The sequence below is a fragment of the Microcystis sp. M015S2 genome, assembly GCF_020245945.1.
Classification (GTDB): domain Bacteria; phylum Cyanobacteriota; class Cyanobacteriia; order Cyanobacteriales; family Microcystaceae; genus Microcystis.
In genome coordinates, this window is the sequence record NZ_JADBTX010000028.1 from 50,495 (window position 1) to 69,032 (window position 18,538).

Sequence of the window (18,538 nt, forward strand, 5' to 3'; positions counted from 1 at the left end):
GGGAATTTTTATATTTATTTTCTTGACATTAATTCTGATTTGTGGCAGCGTCGGGGTTGTCAAGTCCTCCCAGACGATTGAAGGGCCAAAAACGCACCACGGCGCGACCGATTAAGTTTTCCCGGGGAACAAAGCCCCAAGCGTGGGAATCATAACTATTATTGCGATTATCACCCAAAACCAGATATTGATCGGGGGGAACTGTCACCGGTCCGTAAGTATAATTAGGTTCTTCGGCGATATACTTTTCCGCTAAAACTTTACCGTTGACGTGAACTAGACCGTTTTTGACTTCCACCTTATCCCCCGGCAGTCCAATCACCCGTTTAATAAAAGCATCCCGAAAATTTTGAGCTTTCAGAGCGGCTGTCGGACTAAAAACCACTATATCACCCCGTTCTGGCTTCTGAAAATGATAGCTAACTTTCTCGATAATTAGGCGATCATTAATCTGGAGAGTGGGTTCCATGGAAGAAGAGGGAATATAACGGGCCTCAGCCACAAAAGTGCGGATGCCAAAGGCCAAAATTCCAGCCGTGACAATGGTTTTAACTGCTTCTAGCCAAGGATTTTCTTGGGGTACGGGAGGGGGAGAAGGTTTTTCGGATTTATGGTTCAAGCTTTCAGCCATAGAATTTTAACTTTTGAGAAGGATTAAGCTAATACGCTCTTTAATTTTCTAGTTTAGTGATATTAACACCGTAGATAATATTTTAAGACAATCTCCCTACATCTACCGGATCACTGTTACTTTTTCAAGGCATCATTATGCCACCTAAAGGGGAATTTCCTCGGGGGTGGAGAACGGTAAGATTAGTCTATCAAAAAGGACAGTTTTTCGCCGCTATTAAAGGAAAAGCGTTAGAATTCAACAATTAGACACCTATCTCCCTTAAAAGTCTCTTCTCCGTCACTACTTAGACCTATGTTTGCACAAATTCCCGAACGATCAATGCACTATCTGCGATGGGTTGTTACCATCGCTTGGTTAATTCTGATATTTTCTCTGTTTTTTGACCCTATTTCGGCAAAATTAACCGATCCTAAGAATTTTGCTAGTCCCCTGAGAGTTGATCCCGATGTGTGCATTAAAGTCCAGGGAGTTTGCCTACCCCAATCCTCCTATCAGTTAGGTGCGCCGATTTTTTGGGGAATAGTGGTTCCTAGTGGCATTTTTATCTTATTAGTATTCGGTCACGAACTCTGGCGGCGTATTTGTCCTTTATCCTTTCTTTCTCAAATACCACGCGCTTTGGGTAAACAAAGACAGAAAAAACAGACCGATAAATCGGGAAAAGTCCGCTATGAAATCTATAAAGTGCCGAAAAACTCTTGGTTAGCTCGGAATTATCTCTATCTACAATTCAGTCTGTTATTTTTGGGTTTATGCGGACGGATTCTCTTTTATAATTCCGATCGCTTAGTCTTAGGCAGCTTTTTAATGTTTACTATTCTAGCGGCGATCTTTGTGGGTTATTGGTATGGGGGCAAATCTTGGTGTAATTATTTCTGTCCCATGAGTCCGGTTCAAAGGATTTACGGTGAACCAAGGGGTTTACTGAATAGTACCGCTCACGAAGACAGTCGCGGTGGGATTACTCAATCTATGTGTCGTATTGTCCATGAAGATGGTAGTGAACAAAGTGCCTGTGTTGCCTGTCAAAGTCCCTGTATCGATATCGATGCGGAAAGATCTTATTGGGATGGGATTACTAAGAGCGATCGCCAGTTGCTTTATTACGGTTATTTTGGCTTAGTTTTTGGCTATTTTATCTATTATTACCTTTATGCTGGCAATTGGGACTATTATTTCTCTGGAGCTTGGGCGCACGACGAAAATCAGCTAGAATCCCTCTTTAGACCGGGTTTTTATCTTGCGGGTAATCAGATTCCGATTCCGAAGTTGGTAGCTGTCCCCTTAACTTTGGCAATCTGCACTTTTTTGGGTTACTTTCTCGGTAAAAAAGTTGAAAATGTCTATAAAGTCTATAGAATCCGCCAAAAGTCGCCCTTACCGGCAGAAATTATCCGTCACCGCGTCTTTACTTTCGGAACTTTTCTGATTTTCAATTTCTTCTTTATTTTCGGTGGTCGTCCTTTTATTAATCTTTTGCCAAAATTTTGGCATTATTTCGCTAGTATTTTACTGGCAGTTTTGAGTAGTTTATGGCTATATCGCACTTGGACAAGGGATCCCAGTCGTTACCAACGGGAAGGACTAGCGGGAAGATTGCGTAAACAGTTGGGTAAACTAGACCTCGATACGGCTAAATATCTCGATGGGCGATCGCTGGAAGCTTTGGACGCGGATGAGGTGTATGTGTTGGCCAAGATACTGCCGGATTTCACCCACCAGAAGCGTTTAAAAGCCTATAAGGCTGTGTTAAAAGAAGCTTTGGAGGAGGGATATACTGACTTCGGCCACAGCCTCGAAATCCTGCAACAAATGCGCTTAGAGTTGACGATTACCGAGGCAGAACATCAGGCAATTCTAACGGAGTTGGGTGTGGAATCGGCCGAACTTCTCGATCCGGACAAGCAGTATAGTCGCGAGGATTGGTTACGTTTGCAGAGTTATCGCGATGCTTTGTTAGAAAGTTTGTTGGTGACTTGGAAAAAAGACCCTGATCGCCGGGTGGGATCGGAATTGCTGGAAGTGTTAACTGGTAAGAGTTCCAGGGAGGCGATCGAGCATTTATTGACGGAATTGCCGGCCGCAGAAACGGAAACTGTCGAGTCTTTGCGTCGCCAGTACGGAGTTACTGGTCAGGAAGAGGAAACGATTCTCCATCGTCCTCTGGCCCATCAATTATGGCAAAATATCGCCCGCGCTTTTCAGGTCTTCGATCGTCTATCTTTTAGTAGTGAGAGCGATCGTGATCAACAGGAAAAAATTTTATTGGAAAGATTCCAGCTATTCGATAGCGATGGTTCGGGACAAATTAGTCTTGAGGAGTTAAAAGCTTGTCTTCAGGCGATCGAACCGGGGGTGACAGACAAGGAAATCGAAGCTATGTTACAACAGGCCGATACAAGTCGCGATAATCAGATTAGTTTTCCGGAATTTCGCGATCTACTCCACCAATTCCATAAATAAACTGTCTTCAACTATTGCGTCGGTCATGAATTCCAAGACATTAGGATTCTGATAGCAAATTATACCAATTCTCCAAAGTCTGACTACAGAAGTTTAATCCCCCTAAATCCCCCTTAAAAAGGGTGACTTAAATTCGATGTGTAGTTTTCATTTAGAGAAATGGTATTAAATTGTATTCAGTGCAAATAGAGAATCAAGTTAGCTGTCACCTTGATGGTGGGAGCTTTTTCTTTTTTTAGCCAATACAGTGCTTCTGTTCCCCCCTAAAAGGTTACGGTTAATTAGTTGGGCTGAAAGATTAAGTAGCTGGTTATAATTAAATTAAAAATGGATTTTAGGTTCGATCCCCCCTGAGTCCCCCCTTGATAAGGGGGGTGCCGATCCCCCCTGCCCCCCTTGATAAGGGGGGTGCCGATAGGCGGGGGGATCCCCCTTAATAAGGGGGGCATCTGATAATTTTTAACGCCTACCTACTTAAGCCAAATAATTGAATCTAAATCAATCTGATTGCCTTCAGTAAGTAGCTTTCGTATCAGTTCAATATAATTAAAATTACTCTCGAATAAAACAAAACGTCTATCTAAAGAAGCGGCCGCTAGTCCCACGGTTCCTGAACCAGCAAAGGGGTCTAAAACCACATCACCTTTAAAAGAGTAATAATTAATCACTTTTTCTGCCAATTCTACGGGAAAAGCGGCGGGATGTTTTGAGTTAGTGACTGGGTTAATTTTCCAGACATTAGTGCGTTCATAACCATCGGCAATTTTTGAGGCTTTTACTACTTCTTGATCGGGATGATTACGAATATGCCAATCGATGAGTAAATCCGTGTGTTTACGATAGACTAAAACGTATTCAGTCACCGGCACAGTTTTGTATTGGAGAGGATTGCGATCGGCGGCAAATCTGCGCCCTCTACCAGTTGCCCACCCTGCTCCCTCTGGTTTTAGCCAAATAATATCATCAATAAAATCGTAACCTTCCTCAACAAAAATTCGATGCAAATCAAAGGGGACAGCAATACGTTTAGAAGCTTGATTACGCGAAGCACGACGCAACAGCACGGGAGAAATATTAATGACAAAAAAACGTCCTTCACTCAAAACTCGATGACATTTTCTGATTACCTGTCGCAGCTTCAATAGATAGCTTTCGTATTCTTCAAATTCTGAATATTCCGGACGAGCATTAAAATAGGGTGGTGAAGTAAAGATTAAATCAACACTTTCTGCGGGCATTTCCTCCAAAAGTTCGCCACAATCACCAAATCCGATGGTATTTCTCAGAGAGGAAAGCTTATATTCTTTTTTGGGTTTCTTGCGGGTTTCTAATTTAGATTCATCCTGTTTTAACAGACGAGCGATAATAATTTCAGTGCGAGTTGTTTTATCTAGTAAAATTTCGGTGGTGTAGGCATCGATCACCACTTCCCCAACGGTTTTTTTCTGTTCATTACATAAAGGAATTCGCCAAATATGATATCTGTCATCCACTTCTGGTAAACCTAATTTAATCGCATTAACTAAATTTATTTCCCGCAACCAATTAAGGACAATTTCTTTAGCTTCTGCCACCGTGCGAAGCAGATAACCGCGCTTTTCTGATACCAGTTCTTTTTCCATGGCATTACTCTAGTTCTCTCTAGAATTCTAGCTGATCATTATCCAAAAAACTAGGAGAGTCTCAAGATAGAAATTGACCACCCTTTAAAAATTCCACATTTCTAACACTTTTCCCGTAATTGTTTGATTTAACCAGAAAGTATTATGACTGAGGGAGTGAAGATTATTTGCCGTTACTTTCCAGCTTGCTTGGGGATGAAAAAGAATTGCTTCTGCGCGATTGCCGGGGTTGAGAGATGCCGGTTTTTGTTGTAAACAATGACAGGGATTGAGACTAAGCGCTTGCCATAATTGTAAAGCTGATAATTGCCCGGTTATTACTAATTTTTCCCAGAGTAGCGGTAAAGCTAATTCTAACCCGATCGCGCCGGGGGGTGCTTCTGCAAAAGAGACGGTTTTTTCTTCGTAGGTATAGGGACGATGATCGATCGCGATTGCATCGATAATTCCCTCCTTAATTGCCGCAATTAACGCCTTGCGATCGCTTTCGTTGCCCAAGGGTGGAGCGAGGTGTAAACTGGGATGATAGCTGGCGATCGATCCTGTATTTAAGAGGAGATGCAACCACGTCACACTAGCGGTTATCGGCAATCCCCGCATTTTTGCCTCGCGAATTAATTCCACTCCTCGACGGGTAGAAATTCGCATTAGGTGAACAGGTGTATTAATTTCGCCGACGATTTCTAAAATTGTGGCTAAAGCAGTGGTTTCGGAAATAGCAGGATCTCCGGGTAAACCTAAGCGAATCGAGGTTTCTCCCTCACGCATGACTCCATTACCCTTTAATTGCTGATTTACCGGGGAAAGGGCGATATTTTTACCGAAGGGTTTTAGGTATTCCAATAAGCGCCGCAACAGTCCCAAATCTTCCAAACTGCGATTATCGGTAAAACCCACCGCTACAGGCATTAAATCAGCTAATTCCGTCATTTTTTGCCCTTGTCTTCCTAGGGTGAGACTTGCCCAAAAATGCAGACGGGCCGATTTTGAGTCAAAAAACCCTTGACTTTTTTGCTGTAATGTGCTAATGAGTGCGGGGTGATCGAGGGGTGGGAGAGTATTGGGGAGAATTGCCACCCGGGTGCAGCCTCCGGCCGTGGCCGCTTTGAGCAAAGATGCGAGGGTTTCTCTGTCCTCGTGGCCGGGTTCCCCGGAATGACTGTAGAGATCGACTAATCCGGGGGCAAAAATACAGTTTTGACCGGAAATATAGTTACTATTTTCTCTTGGGGGAAGCTGAGATTCGATCGCTTTAATTACCCCCTCCTCAATCCAGACATCGGCAATGCGATCGGTTTCTGTCAGGGGGTCAAGGACTCTAACCTGTTCTATAATTGTCGAGGATTGGCTATTCACGCAGACTAATTAAAACGTCATTTTTTCCTCTGGCAGTATATCACGTTAAGTAAAAAGTAAAAAGTAAAAAGTAAAAAAGTTGAGTTCTCGGTTAGGTTAAGGGAGGATAAGTTAGAATATTGATCAGCTACGGTTTTAATCTTTATTTTAATTGGCTGACCTACCCTAAGAAGAATTGATAGCCGAATCATGCAGTTAGAACTTTTCGATTTTAATAATTTAGAAGAATTTAATCGGGGGACACCGCGATTAGTTTCCTTTCGAGATTTAGTACCAGAAATCACCAGCACCAGTTATCTAACCCACAGCATCTATTATTATCCTGCCAAATTTATTCCCCAAGTGGTGAGATTTTGCCTTGATAATTACAGTAAAAAGGATGATTGGATTATCGATCCTTTTGCGGGTTCAGGTACGGTGGGTTTAGAGGCTAAACTTTGTCAAAGAAATGCAGTTTTAACTGACCTGAATTATCTTTTAAACCATATTATACCGATTAAGATTACAGAACACCAAGAACCATTGAGTTACTCAGAGTTAGATAAAAAAATCTTAGAAGTTTTTGCCAGCAAGGATAAATTTATCCCTCAGTGGTCAAATTTAAACTATTGGTATCCAGAGGATATTTTAGCAGTTTTGCAGAAACTTTGGGCAGGTCAAAAAAATCTAGAACCTGATTTGTATTCCCAGATCATTCAAGCGGTTTTAGTGAAAGTTAGTAAACAGTTTTCCTATGCAGAACATACGAAACCAAAATTATTTCAATCGAAATACAAAAAATCAGATATACAAGAACTATTACAAAGAGATTGGCAAGAGGAATTAAAACGAACGATTAAAGATATGAGTTTTGAAACTTTAACCAGCGTCAATCAATATATTACCGTAACTTGGCATAATTGTAATCAAGTGCTTTTTTATGGAGGAGTAGATAGTGCCACTTTTGAGATCGAGCAAAATCTAGAGTTAGATTGTTTAATTAGTTCACCCCCCTATCTGCAAGCACAGGAATATATCAGAACAGCAAAACTAGATTTATATTGGTTAGGATATACAGAAAAAGAAGTACAAAAAATATCTAAGCTAGAAATTCCCTACCGACAGGCTACCAGATTAATCGAAACTGAAACCTTAAATCGAGTGAGATCGACTTTAGAGAAAGAGAATTTACATAAAATACTCGATTCCTACTTTTGTCACACCATCAACGCTTTAGAAAATGCCACCAGAAAATTAAAACAAGCTGGCAAAGCTTGCATTTTTGTCGGTAATCCAAAAGTGGATGGAGTGGAAGTAGAAACTTGGCGAATATTAAAGGAATATTTTCAGGAAAATGGCTTTATTTTTAATACCGTCTTTGAGGATAGAATTAAAACCAGACAATTATTCAAATCTCGCAAGAATAAAAATCCTGATGGCATGAAATCCGAATATTTACTAATTTTAGAGAAAAGGTAGGTCTAGTTTAGTCAAATCGAATAGAAAAAATATCAACAACTTCCCAAAAATAGAACTGATTCGCAAGGTTAAAACATCGATAAATCTACAGTGAAATAGCTAAAGGCTGAGGACTGATTGCTAACTGCTGTAACAAATTTAGTTTATAATTAATTATCAACCTATCTCTGTTGGAAAACCATGACTATCGCTCAAAGCTTACCCCTAGTCGAGTCTCATGTCAACCCTGAGATAATCTTCCCAGAAGGCGAATTTTGGAGTGATGAACCACCCTGGGAAAGTAACCTACATCTACAACAAATTATTTTACTAATTCAGTGTTTAGAATGGTGGTGGCGCGAGCGAGAAGATTATTTTGCCGCCGGCAATTTAACCATTTATTACAGTCCTAACCAGAAAAAGTCAGAATTCTGCCGTGGTCCCGATTTTTTCGTGGTTTTGGGGACAAATCCCAATCCTAACCGCAGAAGTTGGGTAGTTTGGCGAGAAGAGGGCAAATATCCCAATTTAATTGTGGAAATTCTCTCCGATAGTACCGCCAAAGTTGACCGAGAGGAGAAAAAACAAATTTATCAAGATATATTTCGCACTCCCGATTATTTTTGGTTTGACCCAGAAAGCCTAGAATTTGAAGGATTTACCCTAATTAGCGGTCAATATCAACCGATTGCTCCCAATGCCCAGGGATGGCTTTGGAGTCAACAATTAGGCTTATATTTGGGTTTATCGGAGAATAAATTGCGCTATTTTACCCCCGAAGGCGAATTAGTACCCACTCCCGCAGAAGCGGCACAACAGGCAGAAAATCGGGCTGTAGAAGCAGAAAATCAAGTCCAACAGGAAAGGCAGAAATCCGCAAAATTAGCGGCTAAACTGCGGGAATTGGGCATAAATCCCCAAGAAAATTTCTAATTAGGGTTTGCTAGATTTAATACCATGTATAGACGGGAATTACTGCAATTTATTGGCTCTCACGCTCTTTTTGGGGCTATTAATCCAGAATTTACTTGGAATTATCAAAATATTGACCATTGGGGCGAATTATCAAGGAATTATCGCCTCTGCACCACGGGAAAGCAACAAACACCGATCGATCTGAGTATAGTGACTGAAAAAGAGCTATACCACCCCACCTTTAATTATCGTCCTATACCCCTAAAAATTCGCCATAACGGTCGTACAATCTTAGTTCAGACCGAAAAAGGAGGAAATATGAGTTTTCACGGTGAAAAATGGGATTTGTTGCAGTTCCATTTTCATCATCCCAGCGAACATCAGATTAAAGGTCAGTCTTTCCCTCTAGAAATTCATTTAGTGCATCGAAATGGGAAGGGAAATTTAGCAGTTGTGGGCATATTAGCCGAAATTGGGGCAAATAATCCCTATTTACAAACCATTTGGGATTATTTGCCCCAAGAACCTTCTCCTGAAATGATTATCCCCGATACTTGGGTCAATGTCGGGCTTTTACTGCCGGAAAATAGCGGTTTTTATGAATATCGGGGGTCTTTGTCCACTCCCCCCTGTAGCGAGGATGTTCTCTGGTTAGTCTGGCAAAATGCGATCGAAATTTCTCCCCAACAACTGCAACAATTGGCCGCGATTTTTCCGCGTAATGCGAGGAATATTCAACCCTTAAACGGGCGCTCGATCCTGCATTCCTAGCCCACCAATTGTCGGCATTTTGGCTAATTTAGATAATTTTATTAACTTTTAGACCAACAATGGTAAATAACTCAGGAATGCGCTCAATAACTAAAGCTTCGGTGGCTGTCCAGTCACTTTCCTTCGTGGCTAAAACCCCCAGAACACTCAGAGGAACCTGTAGAAATAGGTGACTTAAGAGGAGAGCAATCGCAGCGATGACTAAACCTAAAAGCCGCCATTGGGGGAGATAGGCGGCCACGGCAGCCGCTAGAGGGGCAAAATTATAGATGGGCCAAGCGATGAGAATTAAGAGGACGACTCCCAAAAGAGTAAGAAGACGATGGCGAGGACGTTGAAAAAGAGAGAGAATTTTTAATTGTTCGGGGGTGAGTTGACTCGGTTTGAGAGCAACCAACAAAAGACTAAAGATATCAAAAGGTTTTGTCCACTGCATCCAAAAGACTGGAATAATAGCGATCGCTCCCAGAAATAGCCATTCTAGCCAAAGAAAAGGCAAGGGATCGCCCACAGCTAAACCAATCCAAGCGATTTGTAAAAAGATTGGCAAAGCCGCTAACCCTGCCAGATGAATCCACAAAAAAGGTTCTGATTTCATAGAGGGAAATGAGAATTATAAATTATAAATTATGAATTATGAATTATGAAGTGGGGAGATGGGGGAGTGGGGGAGTGGGGGAATTATGACTGATAACTGATAACTGATAACTGACTCCCGACTCCTGACGCTGACCGTCTAATTAACTGGATAAAGTGCGGCGTTTCATGACCATTTCGTAGGCTTCGATAATGTCGCCTTCTTTCCAGTCATTGAATTTAGAAACACCGACACCGCACTCGAAACCGGTGGCCACTTCCCGGGCATCTTCCTTCATCCGTTTGAGGGAATCGAGAACCCCCTGATAAACAATTTCCTTGCCGCGACGCACGCGCAGGAAGCGATTCCGCACCAGTTTACCGGATTGGACATAACAGCCCGCCACGGCCCCACGACCGACGGTGAAGACGGCACGCACTTCGGCGAAACCGAGGTGTTCTTCCACTTCTTCGGGGTCAAGAAGACCTTCCATCGCCCCTTGAATATCATCGAGAAGCTTGTAGATGATATTGTAATCGCGGATATCGACCCCTTCCCGATCGGCGGATGCGCGCGCACCACTGGCCAGGGTGGTATTAAAGCCCACCACCACCGCACCACTAGCGGCGGCCAGATCCACATCGGTTTCGGTGATTTCCCCCGGAGAGGCGAGGAGAACGCGAATCTGCACTTCGTTTTGGGGTAACTGTTTAAGCGCACCGAGGATGGCCTCGACGGAACCTTGCACATCTGCCTTGAGGATGAGATTAAGTTCCTTGAGTTGTCCTTCTTGAGCTTGGATAGAGAGGGTGCTAAGGCTAACGCGACGAGAAGAGAGGGCCTGTTGTAAACGGGTGTTGCGTCGTTCGATCGCCCGTTGATCAGCGATTGATCGGGCCTCTTTTTCACTTTCATAGACATCGAATTCATCGCCAGCGGCCGGCACATCACTAAGACCGAGGATTTCCACGGCGAAGGAGGGGGTAGCCGCTTCGACTTTTTGACCGCGATCATCGATCATCGCCCGAATTTTGCCGAAAACGGAACCAGCGACGATGCTATCGCCCACCCGGAGAGTGCCATTCTGGACGAGCAGGGTAGCCACGGGACCTTTGGTGCGATCGAGGTTAGCTTCGATGACGGTTCCCTTCGCCAAGCGGTCGGGGTTAGCGACCAATTCCTCCACTTCTGCCACCAAGAGAATCATTTCCAGCAGATTATCGAGATTTTCACCCCGCAGGGCGCTAACGGGAACCATGATCGTCTCACCGCCCCAATCTTCGGCCACCAGTCCCTGTTCGGTCAATTCCTGTTTAATCCGGTCGGGGTTAGCCGAGGGTTTATCGACTTTGTTAATCGCCACCACGATGGGGACTTCCGCGGCCCTGGCGTGACTAATTGCCTCTTTCGTTTGGGGTTGCACGCCATCATCGGCGGCCACCACCAGCACCGCTATATCGGTGACTCTCGCCCCGCGGGCGCGCATAGCGGTAAAAGCTTCGTGGCCGGGGGTATCCAAAAAGACAATCTGTTCGGGTTTGCCGTTATGTTCCACATCGACGTGGTAAGCACCGATGTGCTGGGTAATGCCGCCGGCTTCCCCCTGGGCGACTTTGGTTTTGCGGATCGAGTCGAGGAGGGTGGTTTTACCGTGGTCAACGTGACCCATAATGGTGACGACGGGGGGACGACGCTGGAGACTTTCCCAGTCGGAGACATCGATCATTTCCGTGGTTTTGATTGCCGCCGACTGGGTGCTGGGGGTTTCCACGGCGATCTCGAAGTCCCTGGCGATCATTTCGATCGTGTCCACGTCGAGAGTTTGGGTGATATTAACCGCCATCCCTTTAAAAAATAGGGTTCTGATGATCTCAGTTTCGGGGACTTTCATCAATTCCGAGAGGTCGCGCACGGTGAGACTGCCGGTGACGACGATGCTTTCCGGGCGTTTTTCCTCTTGAGGTTCTTGGCGCTCGCTTTTCGGGCTGCCGGTGTGGGCGGTTGGTTTACTAGGCCGCTTAACTTTGACTGCTGTTGGGGTGCCGGGGGTGGCAACTTTAGCGCTGGGCGGTTTGGGGGGACGAGCGGTGGAAAGGGTAAAACTGGGGGTATTAATTAACCCGGACAGTTCCGATTCTAGATCATCGTCATCTTCAAAGAGGGCTTGGGTGCGGCGTTTGTTTTTGCCGGCAGTTTTGGCGGTTTTGGCCGCTTTTTTCTCCTCTTCTTCTTCTTCTTCCCAGGTAGATTTTTTGGCCATGCGAGGGGGCATGGTCGGTCGTTTGAGTTTTTTCAGCCCGTCTGCTCCGAGCAGTCCGGTATCCGTATCGATTTCTGTGCCATCAATGCCAGATTTCTTGGTGGTATCGGTTTCTTCCTCGCCGGTAGCTGAGATTTTAGCGGGCATACCGGGGCGAACTGGGCGCTTCAATTCCACCGTCTCCCGCACTTCTCTAGCTGGTTCCCCCAGTTTCGGGCTTTTTCCGTCGGGTTTGCGGTTGAGGGTCGGTTTTTCTGGTTTAGCCAAGCCAGCCCTGCGCTCAGGATTAGGGGCGTTTTCGCTCTCGCCGCGCTCGCGTTTTTCTCCCCGGGGCCTGTCGTTACTGCCAGGGGCATTTTTAGATCGGGGTTCTGGACGGACCGAGGCGGTTTCAGGGCGCGGTTTCGGGGTGAGGGAGGGTCGATTAGGTGGGGCGATTAAGGTGGAGGCTGCTTCCTGGACTAGCGGGGTTTCGGTCGGGGTTCCTTCAACACTGGGGAGCTGAGATAGCATCTCTGCATCGGTGGGGGTAGCCGCATTCTTCTCCTCCGTGGCGGGAGTTTTTTCGGCCGCACCGTCGCGCCCTGGGGGAGCGACGAGGGGTTTAACCGGGGGACGGGGGGGACTGATTAAAGTCGGTTTGGCTGAGGAACCAGCCTGACCGAGATGGCTCGGCCCCTCTTCGCCGGTTTCGGGGCGGTTATGTTTATGCAGGGCTAAAATCTTTTGTTTTTTTTCTTCGGCAGGACTAGCCGATTCTCGCTGACCCGTGCTATTTTTACTGGTACTCGAGGTAACTCCCTTCGCTGCGATCGCTTTGATGCGTTGGGACTCCTCTTCGCTGATTGTGCTACTGTGGCTCTTGTACTCGATGTTCAACTGGTCACAGATGTCCAAAATGTCTTTGTTGTCTAGATTCAATTCTTTTGATAAATCGTAAATTCTGACTTTCGTGTTACTCATCCATTATCCCCCGGCTAAAGTGTTAGTGATCCTAATAAGTTGGCTGATTTTTTATCCTGTCAAGACTGCCCCATTTCTATGCTAACGATTTTGTGGCTATGATCGTCAATTTTAATCCTGATTTGGTCTCAATTGCCCGGCGGGCCCGAGTCGCTCTTGCAAGGACTCATAGACCGTTTCGGGAATATTGGCTTTTAGGGCGCGTCCGAGACGATTTTTTTGCCGAGCTAGTTGCAGACAGTTGGGCTGCGGACAGATATAGGCGGCTCTTCCCATGCCTTGATCTAATTGTATCTGTCCGGACGGGTGTAGTCGGACAATTCGCCAAAAAGATTCTTTCGGGGCGAAGAGACGGCAGCTAATACAGCGTCGATAATTGACGAAGGGGTTCATTCTTGGTCTAAATCTTGGGATTCTGGGTCTGTTTCAGCGGTTTTTACCTCTTGTTCGCCTTTATAGAGGGCTATATCCTTAATATCGATTTTCCAGCCCGTCAGACGGGCGGCTAGACGCACGTTCTGCCCTTCTTTGCCAATCGCTAAACTCAATTGATCCTGGGCCACCAGTACCAGTGCTTGTCTTTCTTCGGCATTAGTGAACAAAACTTGGTCAATACGGGCGGGACTAAGGGCATTGGCGATGTAGGTGGCGGGATCTGGAGACCAGCGAATCACGTCGATTTTTTCTCCTCGCAATTCGTTAACCACGGCTTGAATCCGCGAACCTCTGGCCCCAATACAGGCCCCAACCGGATCCACGTCTCTCTCTAAGGTATCGACGGCGATTTTTGTCCGCGAACCAACGTGACGGGAGGGGGGATTAGCTTCCCGGGCGACAGCAACAATACGCACGATTTCCTCCTCGATTTCGGGAACTTCGTTGGCGAACAAATATACTACCAAACCCGCCGCCGCTCTGGAAACGATTAATTGCGGGCCGCGGTGAGAACCTTCCAGGACTTTTTTGAGCAGCACTTTAAAGGTGGCGTTAGCGCGATAGTTGTCGTTGGGTAGCTGTTCCCGTTTGGGTAGTTCTGCTTCCACTTCCGGTTGACCGTAGGTGCTTTGTACCATGACAATAGCGGCCTGTCTTTCAAAACGGACGACCCGGGCCTGTAAAACCGTTCCTTCCAGATCTTGGAACTCCTCTTGAATCATTTTGCGTTGGTTATCCCGCAGTTTTTGTAGTAAAACCTGTTTAGTTTGAATCGCCGCCATGCGACCAAATTCTTTTTGGTCGGGGGTGACATCAAGAACTACTTCATCCCCTAATTGGGCCTCATCGGCCACTTCTTGCACTTCTTTGAGACCGATGTGATGGTCGGGATTAGTCACTTCTTCGACAATAGTTTTAGTCGAAAGGATGCGAAAACCTTCTTCTTCTACGTCTAATTCCACATCAAAGTTATTGAAATAATCTTCATGAAATTGAGCGGCTTTTTCTAAACTTTGGGCGCGTCGATAACGTTCGTAACCCTTGATAAGTGCTTCACGCAATGCTTCCTGTACGGCATTTTTGGGCAGATTATGTCGTTGGCTAATTTCTTCGAGCATTATTTTTAAACCAGGCAAATTAACAGTAGCCATAATTATTTTTTCTCCTTACTTTTGAGTTATTAGTTTTTTAGCCATTAGCCTTGTATCAGTTATCAGTTATCAGTTATCAGTTATCAGATGTAAGTTATCAGTTATCAGATGTAAGTTTTAAGTTAATCAGTTAGTTATTTATTTATCTTCATCTTTATCCCTGATTACTGATTACTGTTTACTGTTTACTGATCACTGATTATTGCGCTGCTCATCTAAACGGACGCTGATGACGGTAGTGCGATCGATGCTCAGGGAGCGACCTTTTTGGTTAAGATAAATAGATTGCTCATCTCTACCTTGCAGTTTTCCGCGCCATTCTTGCGGTTTTCCCTGGCTATCCTGGCCGGTAACGATGACGGGAAAACCTTTAAAAGACTGAAATTCGCGCTCACTGCTCAGTTGTCGAGAAATGCCGGGGCTAGATATTTCTAAAACGTAGGCCTCCGGTAAGATTTCTTGACTGTCGAGGGCGGTTTCTAAGGCCCGACTCATCTGCTCACAGTCCTCTAAACCGGTATCTCCCGCAAGATTGCGAATATCGACGCGCAGGACGGGAGGCCTTTTATTGGTTTGGAAAACGATATCGACCACTTCTAGCCCCAAGTTTTCAGCGATAGGGGTGGCTAGGTGCAGCAGGTCGGGGATGAGCGGATGGGTCATGATTTAGACAATAAAAAAAGCGGGCGAAACCCACTTCCCTAAACTGTTAGTGATTGGGATAGGCAGTTGTTAGACCACCTAGCTAAATACAATATAGCAAAAAACCGTCATCACTATTTTTCCCCAGGCACGACCCTGGGGGAAAACAGAACAGTGGTCACGATCGAGTCAATCTGTCACAATGAATACAGGGTAACTAGATATAGAGTCAATTATGGATCAAAAATCTCCGCTCACCGTAGTTAGAGCCAAGTCAGCTAAGAATCGTGGTCATCGGCCAGTATGGAAAGGGATTGTCACCACTTGGATGATTCTGCAAACCTTTGGCCATGTCACTCCTGCTTGGAGTCAAAAAAACCAAAATACCCTCACCTACGGTGAATTGTTAGAGAAGATCGACCAAGGCAAGGTAAAAAAGGTGGAAATCAATCCTTCTTTGCAGCAGGCAGCAGTTACCCTCGTCGGTCAAACGGACAAGGATCCCCCGAAAGAAGTCAATTTATTTGACCAAAATCCCGAATTAATCAAGAAACTCGATGCTAAAAAAATTGAGTACGGCATTCTCCCCAGCACTGACAATTCAGCCCTGATCAATGTTCTCACTAACCTGTTAGTGATTATTATCGTCTTGGGATTATTGGTGTTTATTATCCGTCGTTCTGCCAATGCTTCTGGTCAAGCGATGAACTTCGGTAAATCAAGGGCGCGGTTTCAGATGGAGGCGAAAACTGGCATAGAATTTAATGATGTGGCGGGTGTGGATGAGGCCAAGGAAGATCTAGAGGAAGTGGTGACATTCCTTAAACAACCCGAAAAATTTACGGCTATTGGTGCAAAAATCCCCAAAGGAGTCCTGTTAATCGGGCCCCCGGGGACGGGGAAAACTTTGCTGGCTAAAGCGATCGCAGGAGAGGCAGGAGTACCTTTTTTCAGCATCTCCGGGTCGGAATTCGTGGAGATGTTCGTCGGGGTTGGTGCGTCGCGAGTGCGAGATCTGTTCCGAAAAGCCCAGGAAAATGCCCCTTGTTTGGTTTTTATCGATGAAATTGATGCCGTTGGTCGTCAAAGAGGGGTCGGTTATGGGGGAGGTAATGATGAACGGGAACAAACCCTGAACCAATTATTGACGGAAATGGATGGTTTTGAAGGAAATACCGGCATTATCGTCATTGCCGCCACCAACCGCCCCGATGTTTTGGATTCGGCCCTGCTGCGTCCGGGTCGTTTTGATCGACAGGTGGTGGTGGATTATCCAGATTCTAAGGGACGTTTGGCCATTTTGGAGGTCCATTCTCGCGATAAAAAGGTTGCTGCCGATGTTACTCTGGAGGCGATCGCCAGGCGCACCCCCGGTTTTACTGGGGCAGATTTGGCTAATATGCTCAACGAAGCGGCGATTTTTACCGCTAGAAGACGGAAAGAGGCGATTACCATGGCGGAAGTCAACGATGCGATCGATCGGATTGTGGCCGGTATGGAAGGGCGTGCTTTAGTGGATAGTAAAGCCAAGCGTTTGATCGCCTATCATGAAGTTGGCCATGCGATTGTCGGTACTCTCTGTCCTGGCCACGATCAAGTGGAAAAAGTCACCCTGATTCCCCGGGGTCAAGCGCAGGGGTTAACTTGGTTCACTCCCGATGAAGAACAGGGTTTAACCAGTCGTTCCCAGCTGTTGGCCCGAATTGCGGGATTATTAGGGGGACGGGTGGCGGAGGAATGTGTCTTCGGTGAGGATGAAGTGACCACCGGTGCCGGTAATGATATTGAAAAAATTACCTATCTGGCCCGACAGATGGTAACGCGTCTGGGAATGTCGGAATTGGGATTGATTGCCCTAGAGGAGGAGGGCAATTCCTATCTCGGTGGTGCTGGTGCTGGTTATCATGCCGACCATTCTTTCGCAATGATGGCGAAAATTGATGCACAAGTGCGGGAAATTGTCAAGCAATGCCACGATTTAGCAACAAAACTTATCCTTGACAATCGTGTGGCGATCGATCGCTTGGTGGATATACTGATTGAACAGGAAACCATTGACGGCGACGAATTCCGGCGTTTATTGACGGAATTTCAGCGACAAGCGGAGCGGTCAATGGTGACTACGGTTTAATTTGCCCTTCGTCTCCTCGCTTCGATTAAGTGCTTAGGAGACGATTTCAGCCAAAAATCTGCTAATCAGTCGGACAAAGCCAGAATTAACGACTAACATTGTGAGCGGGAATTTTATTAATGGAATGGCCGTTATGATTGCCTTTGGTGGGGGCAATAATATTAGCTTCTAAAGCTGAAGTCATCTCGGCCAACATTTCTAAATTGAAACGATAGCCGACGTTGCGGACGGTTTGAATTAAATTAGGTTGTCTGGGATCGGTTTCGATTTTTTTCCGCAGAGAGAGAACATGAGTATCGATTGTCCGGGGATTATCAATTTCCTCGGGCCAAGCGCGACGCAGTAAATCGGCTCTTGATAGGGGTGTTCCCTCCGCTTGGGCTAAAACGTAGAGTAAACTAAATTCTTGGGGCGTTAATTCGATATACTCCCCGTGAAATTGTACCCGTCGTTGGGCTAAATCTATTTTTAATTCCCCATAATCCAAGTGTAGGGGAGCGGCCCCACCGCGTGAACGATGGGTTAACACTTCTACCCTAGCCATAAATTCTTGCATTCCAAAGGGCTTTCTCAGGTAGTCGTCGGCCCCCGCTTTTAAACCATTGACCACGTCTTTTTCGCTATTGCGGGCCGAGAGAATCAGTATTAAAGACTGTTTTTGTTGATAAAGCCAACGGCAGAGTTCGATTCCATCCCCATCTGGCAAGTCGGAATCGATAATTGCTAAGGTTGGTTGACGATGAAGGAAAGCTTGACGCGCACTTTGCAGGGTTGCCGATTGATTGACCAAATAACCGGCCTGTTGCAGATGCCAAGCTAATAGCGATCGCAAGTGCGGGTTGCCCTCAACAATAGAAATATGGATCGATACCACTTGAGTTTCTGCCCCATTACTGCACAGATTGACACATTGTCAGGGTATCAGAATTAATGTCAAGATGTTGTAACAATTGTAACATTCGTTAGCTGTCAGCTTTTTTCTCCCTGCTCCCATCACCCCATCACCCCATCACCCCATCACCCCATCACCCCACTTCATAATTGGCTCTCTTGGATTTGGTGGGTAAAATGTATTCTAAGATACATTGCTCCTAGCGAGGGGGTGGAACGAACCACAAAGACACAAAGGACACAAAGATCGATCCTATGTAAGTTAAACTGATCACACAGAACCGAGAAGA

Annotated in this window: 14 protein-coding genes; 5 read left to right on the forward strand and 9 right to left on the reverse strand. The window is 45.5% G+C overall.

Going from position 1 to position 18,538, the window contains the following annotated elements:
- Window positions 1-28: 28 nt before the first annotated feature.
- Window positions 29-631: a signal peptidase I gene (gene lepB, locus IM473_RS06355; protein WP_287659938.1), complete on the reverse strand. Its 603-nt coding sequence runs from the start codon at window positions 629-631 to the stop codon at window positions 29-31.
- Window positions 632-925: 294 nt separating this feature from the next.
- Here lepB and IM473_RS06360 point away from each other — a divergent pair, with 294 nt between their 5' ends.
- Window positions 926-3,097 carry an EF-hand domain-containing protein gene (locus tag IM473_RS06360; RefSeq protein WP_287659937.1) on the forward strand — a complete coding sequence of 724 codons (2,172 nt, stop codon included), beginning with the start codon at window positions 926-928 and terminating at the stop codon, window positions 3,095-3,097.
- A 470-nt stretch (window positions 3,098-3,567) separates the two neighbouring features.
- Here the strand turns inward: IM473_RS06360 and IM473_RS06365 are convergent, their stop codons facing one another.
- Window positions 3,568-4,719, reverse strand: a complete 1,152-nt coding sequence (locus tag IM473_RS06365; RefSeq protein ID WP_287659936.1) for a DNA-methyltransferase — start codon at window positions 4,717-4,719, stop codon at window positions 3,568-3,570.
- 84 nt (window positions 4,720-4,803) lie between these two features.
- Window positions 4,804-6,075 (reverse strand): dihydroorotase, encoded by a 1,272-nt coding sequence (locus tag IM473_RS06370; RefSeq protein ID WP_287659935.1) that lies wholly within the window; start codon window positions 6,073-6,075, stop codon window positions 4,804-4,806.
- A 189-nt stretch (window positions 6,076-6,264) separates the two neighbouring features.
- Here IM473_RS06370 and IM473_RS06375 point away from each other — a divergent pair, with 189 nt between their 5' ends.
- The 3 genes from IM473_RS06375 to IM473_RS06385 all read left to right on the forward strand — a co-directional run bounded on the left by IM473_RS06375 (window position 6,265) and on the right by IM473_RS06385 (window position 9,198).
- The gene (locus IM473_RS06375; RefSeq protein WP_287659934.1) at window positions 6,265-7,533 is read left to right on the forward strand and encodes a DNA methyltransferase; all 1,269 of its coding nucleotides are present in this window, start codon (window positions 6,265-6,267) and stop codon (window positions 7,531-7,533) included.
- 180 nt (window positions 7,534-7,713) lie between these two features.
- The gene (locus IM473_RS06380) at window positions 7,714-8,445 is read left to right on the forward strand and encodes a Uma2 family endonuclease (protein WP_287690387.1); all 732 of its coding nucleotides are present in this window, start codon (window positions 7,714-7,716) and stop codon (window positions 8,443-8,445) included.
- Window positions 8,446-8,469: 24 nt separating this feature from the next.
- The gene (locus IM473_RS06385; RefSeq protein ID WP_287659932.1) at window positions 8,470-9,198 is read left to right on the forward strand and encodes a carbonic anhydrase; all 729 of its coding nucleotides are present in this window, start codon (window positions 8,470-8,472) and stop codon (window positions 9,196-9,198) included.
- Between the two features lie 28 nt (window positions 9,199-9,226).
- Here IM473_RS06385 and IM473_RS06390 read toward each other — a convergent pair whose 3' ends face one another.
- The 5 genes from IM473_RS06390 to rimP form a co-directional block, all read right to left on the reverse strand.
- Complete coding sequence (locus tag IM473_RS06390; protein WP_287659931.1) at window positions 9,227-9,796, reverse strand: low-complexity tail membrane protein; 570 nt, start codon at window positions 9,794-9,796, stop codon at window positions 9,227-9,229.
- Between the two features lie 142 nt (window positions 9,797-9,938).
- Entirely contained in the window at window positions 9,939-12,998 is a 3,060-nt protein-coding gene (gene infB, locus IM473_RS06395) for a translation initiation factor IF-2 (RefSeq protein ID WP_287659930.1), read from the reverse strand.
- Window positions 12,999-13,109: 111 nt separating this feature from the next.
- Entirely contained in the window at window positions 13,110-13,391 is a 282-nt protein-coding gene (locus IM473_RS06400; RefSeq protein WP_287659929.1) for a YlxR family protein, read from the reverse strand.
- Window positions 13,388-14,584: a transcription termination factor NusA gene (nusA, locus tag IM473_RS06405; RefSeq protein ID WP_287659928.1), complete on the reverse strand. Its 1,197-nt coding sequence runs from the start codon at window positions 14,582-14,584 to the stop codon at window positions 13,388-13,390. Before nusA ends, IM473_RS06400 begins: the two co-directional genes overlap by 4 nt.
- A 192-nt stretch (window positions 14,585-14,776) precedes the next feature.
- Entirely contained in the window at window positions 14,777-15,247 is a 471-nt protein-coding gene (gene rimP / locus IM473_RS06410; protein WP_287659927.1) for a ribosome maturation factor RimP, read from the reverse strand.
- 214 nt (window positions 15,248-15,461) lie between these two features.
- On the opposite strand from rimP, the gene ftsH reads away from it, so the two are divergent.
- The gene (gene ftsH / locus IM473_RS06415; protein ID WP_287659926.1) at window positions 15,462-17,357 is read left to right on the forward strand and encodes an ATP-dependent zinc metalloprotease FtsH; all 1,896 of its coding nucleotides are present in this window, start codon (window positions 15,462-15,464) and stop codon (window positions 17,355-17,357) included.
- An 85-nt stretch (window positions 17,358-17,442) separates the two neighbouring features.
- Here ftsH and IM473_RS06420 read toward each other — a convergent pair whose 3' ends face one another.
- Window positions 17,443-18,231 carry a response regulator transcription factor gene (locus IM473_RS06420; protein ID WP_287659925.1) on the reverse strand — a complete coding sequence of 263 codons (789 nt, stop codon included), beginning with the start codon at window positions 18,229-18,231 and terminating at the stop codon, window positions 17,443-17,445.
- Window positions 18,232-18,538: the final 307 nt, after the last annotated feature.

Coding starts and splice junctions, on each gene's coding strand:
- IM473_RS06365 (WP_287659936.1), bottom strand. CDS start 4,719: ATGGAAAAAGAACTGGTATCAGAAAAGCGCGGTTATCTGCTTCGCACG.
- lepB (WP_287659938.1), bottom strand. CDS start 631: ATGGCTGAAAGCTTGAACCATAAATCCGAAAAACCTTCTCCCCCTCCC.
- IM473_RS06380 (WP_287690387.1), top strand. CDS start 7,714: ATGACTATCGCTCAAAGCTTACCCCTAGTCGAGTCTCATGTCAACCCT.
- IM473_RS06360 (WP_287659937.1), top strand. CDS start 926: ATGTTTGCACAAATTCCCGAACGATCAATGCACTATCTGCGATGGGTT.
- rimP (WP_287659927.1), bottom strand. CDS start 15,247: ATGACCCATCCGCTCATCCCCGACCTGCTGCACCTAGCCACCCCTATC.
- IM473_RS06400 (WP_287659929.1), bottom strand. CDS start 13,391: ATGAACCCCTTCGTCAATTATCGACGCTGTATTAGCTGCCGTCTCTTC.
- nusA (WP_287659928.1), bottom strand. CDS start 14,584: ATGGCTACTGTTAATTTGCCTGGTTTAAAAATAATGCTCGAAGAAATT.
- IM473_RS06385 (WP_287659932.1), top strand. CDS start 8,470: ATGTATAGACGGGAATTACTGCAATTTATTGGCTCTCACGCTCTTTTT.
- ftsH (WP_287659926.1), top strand. CDS start 15,462: ATGGATCAAAAATCTCCGCTCACCGTAGTTAGAGCCAAGTCAGCTAAG.
- IM473_RS06375 (WP_287659934.1), top strand. CDS start 6,265: ATGCAGTTAGAACTTTTCGATTTTAATAATTTAGAAGAATTTAATCGG.
- infB (WP_287659930.1), bottom strand. CDS start 12,998: ATGAGTAACACGAAAGTCAGAATTTACGATTTATCAAAAGAATTGAAT.
- IM473_RS06390 (WP_287659931.1), bottom strand. CDS start 9,796: ATGAAATCAGAACCTTTTTTGTGGATTCATCTGGCAGGGTTAGCGGCT.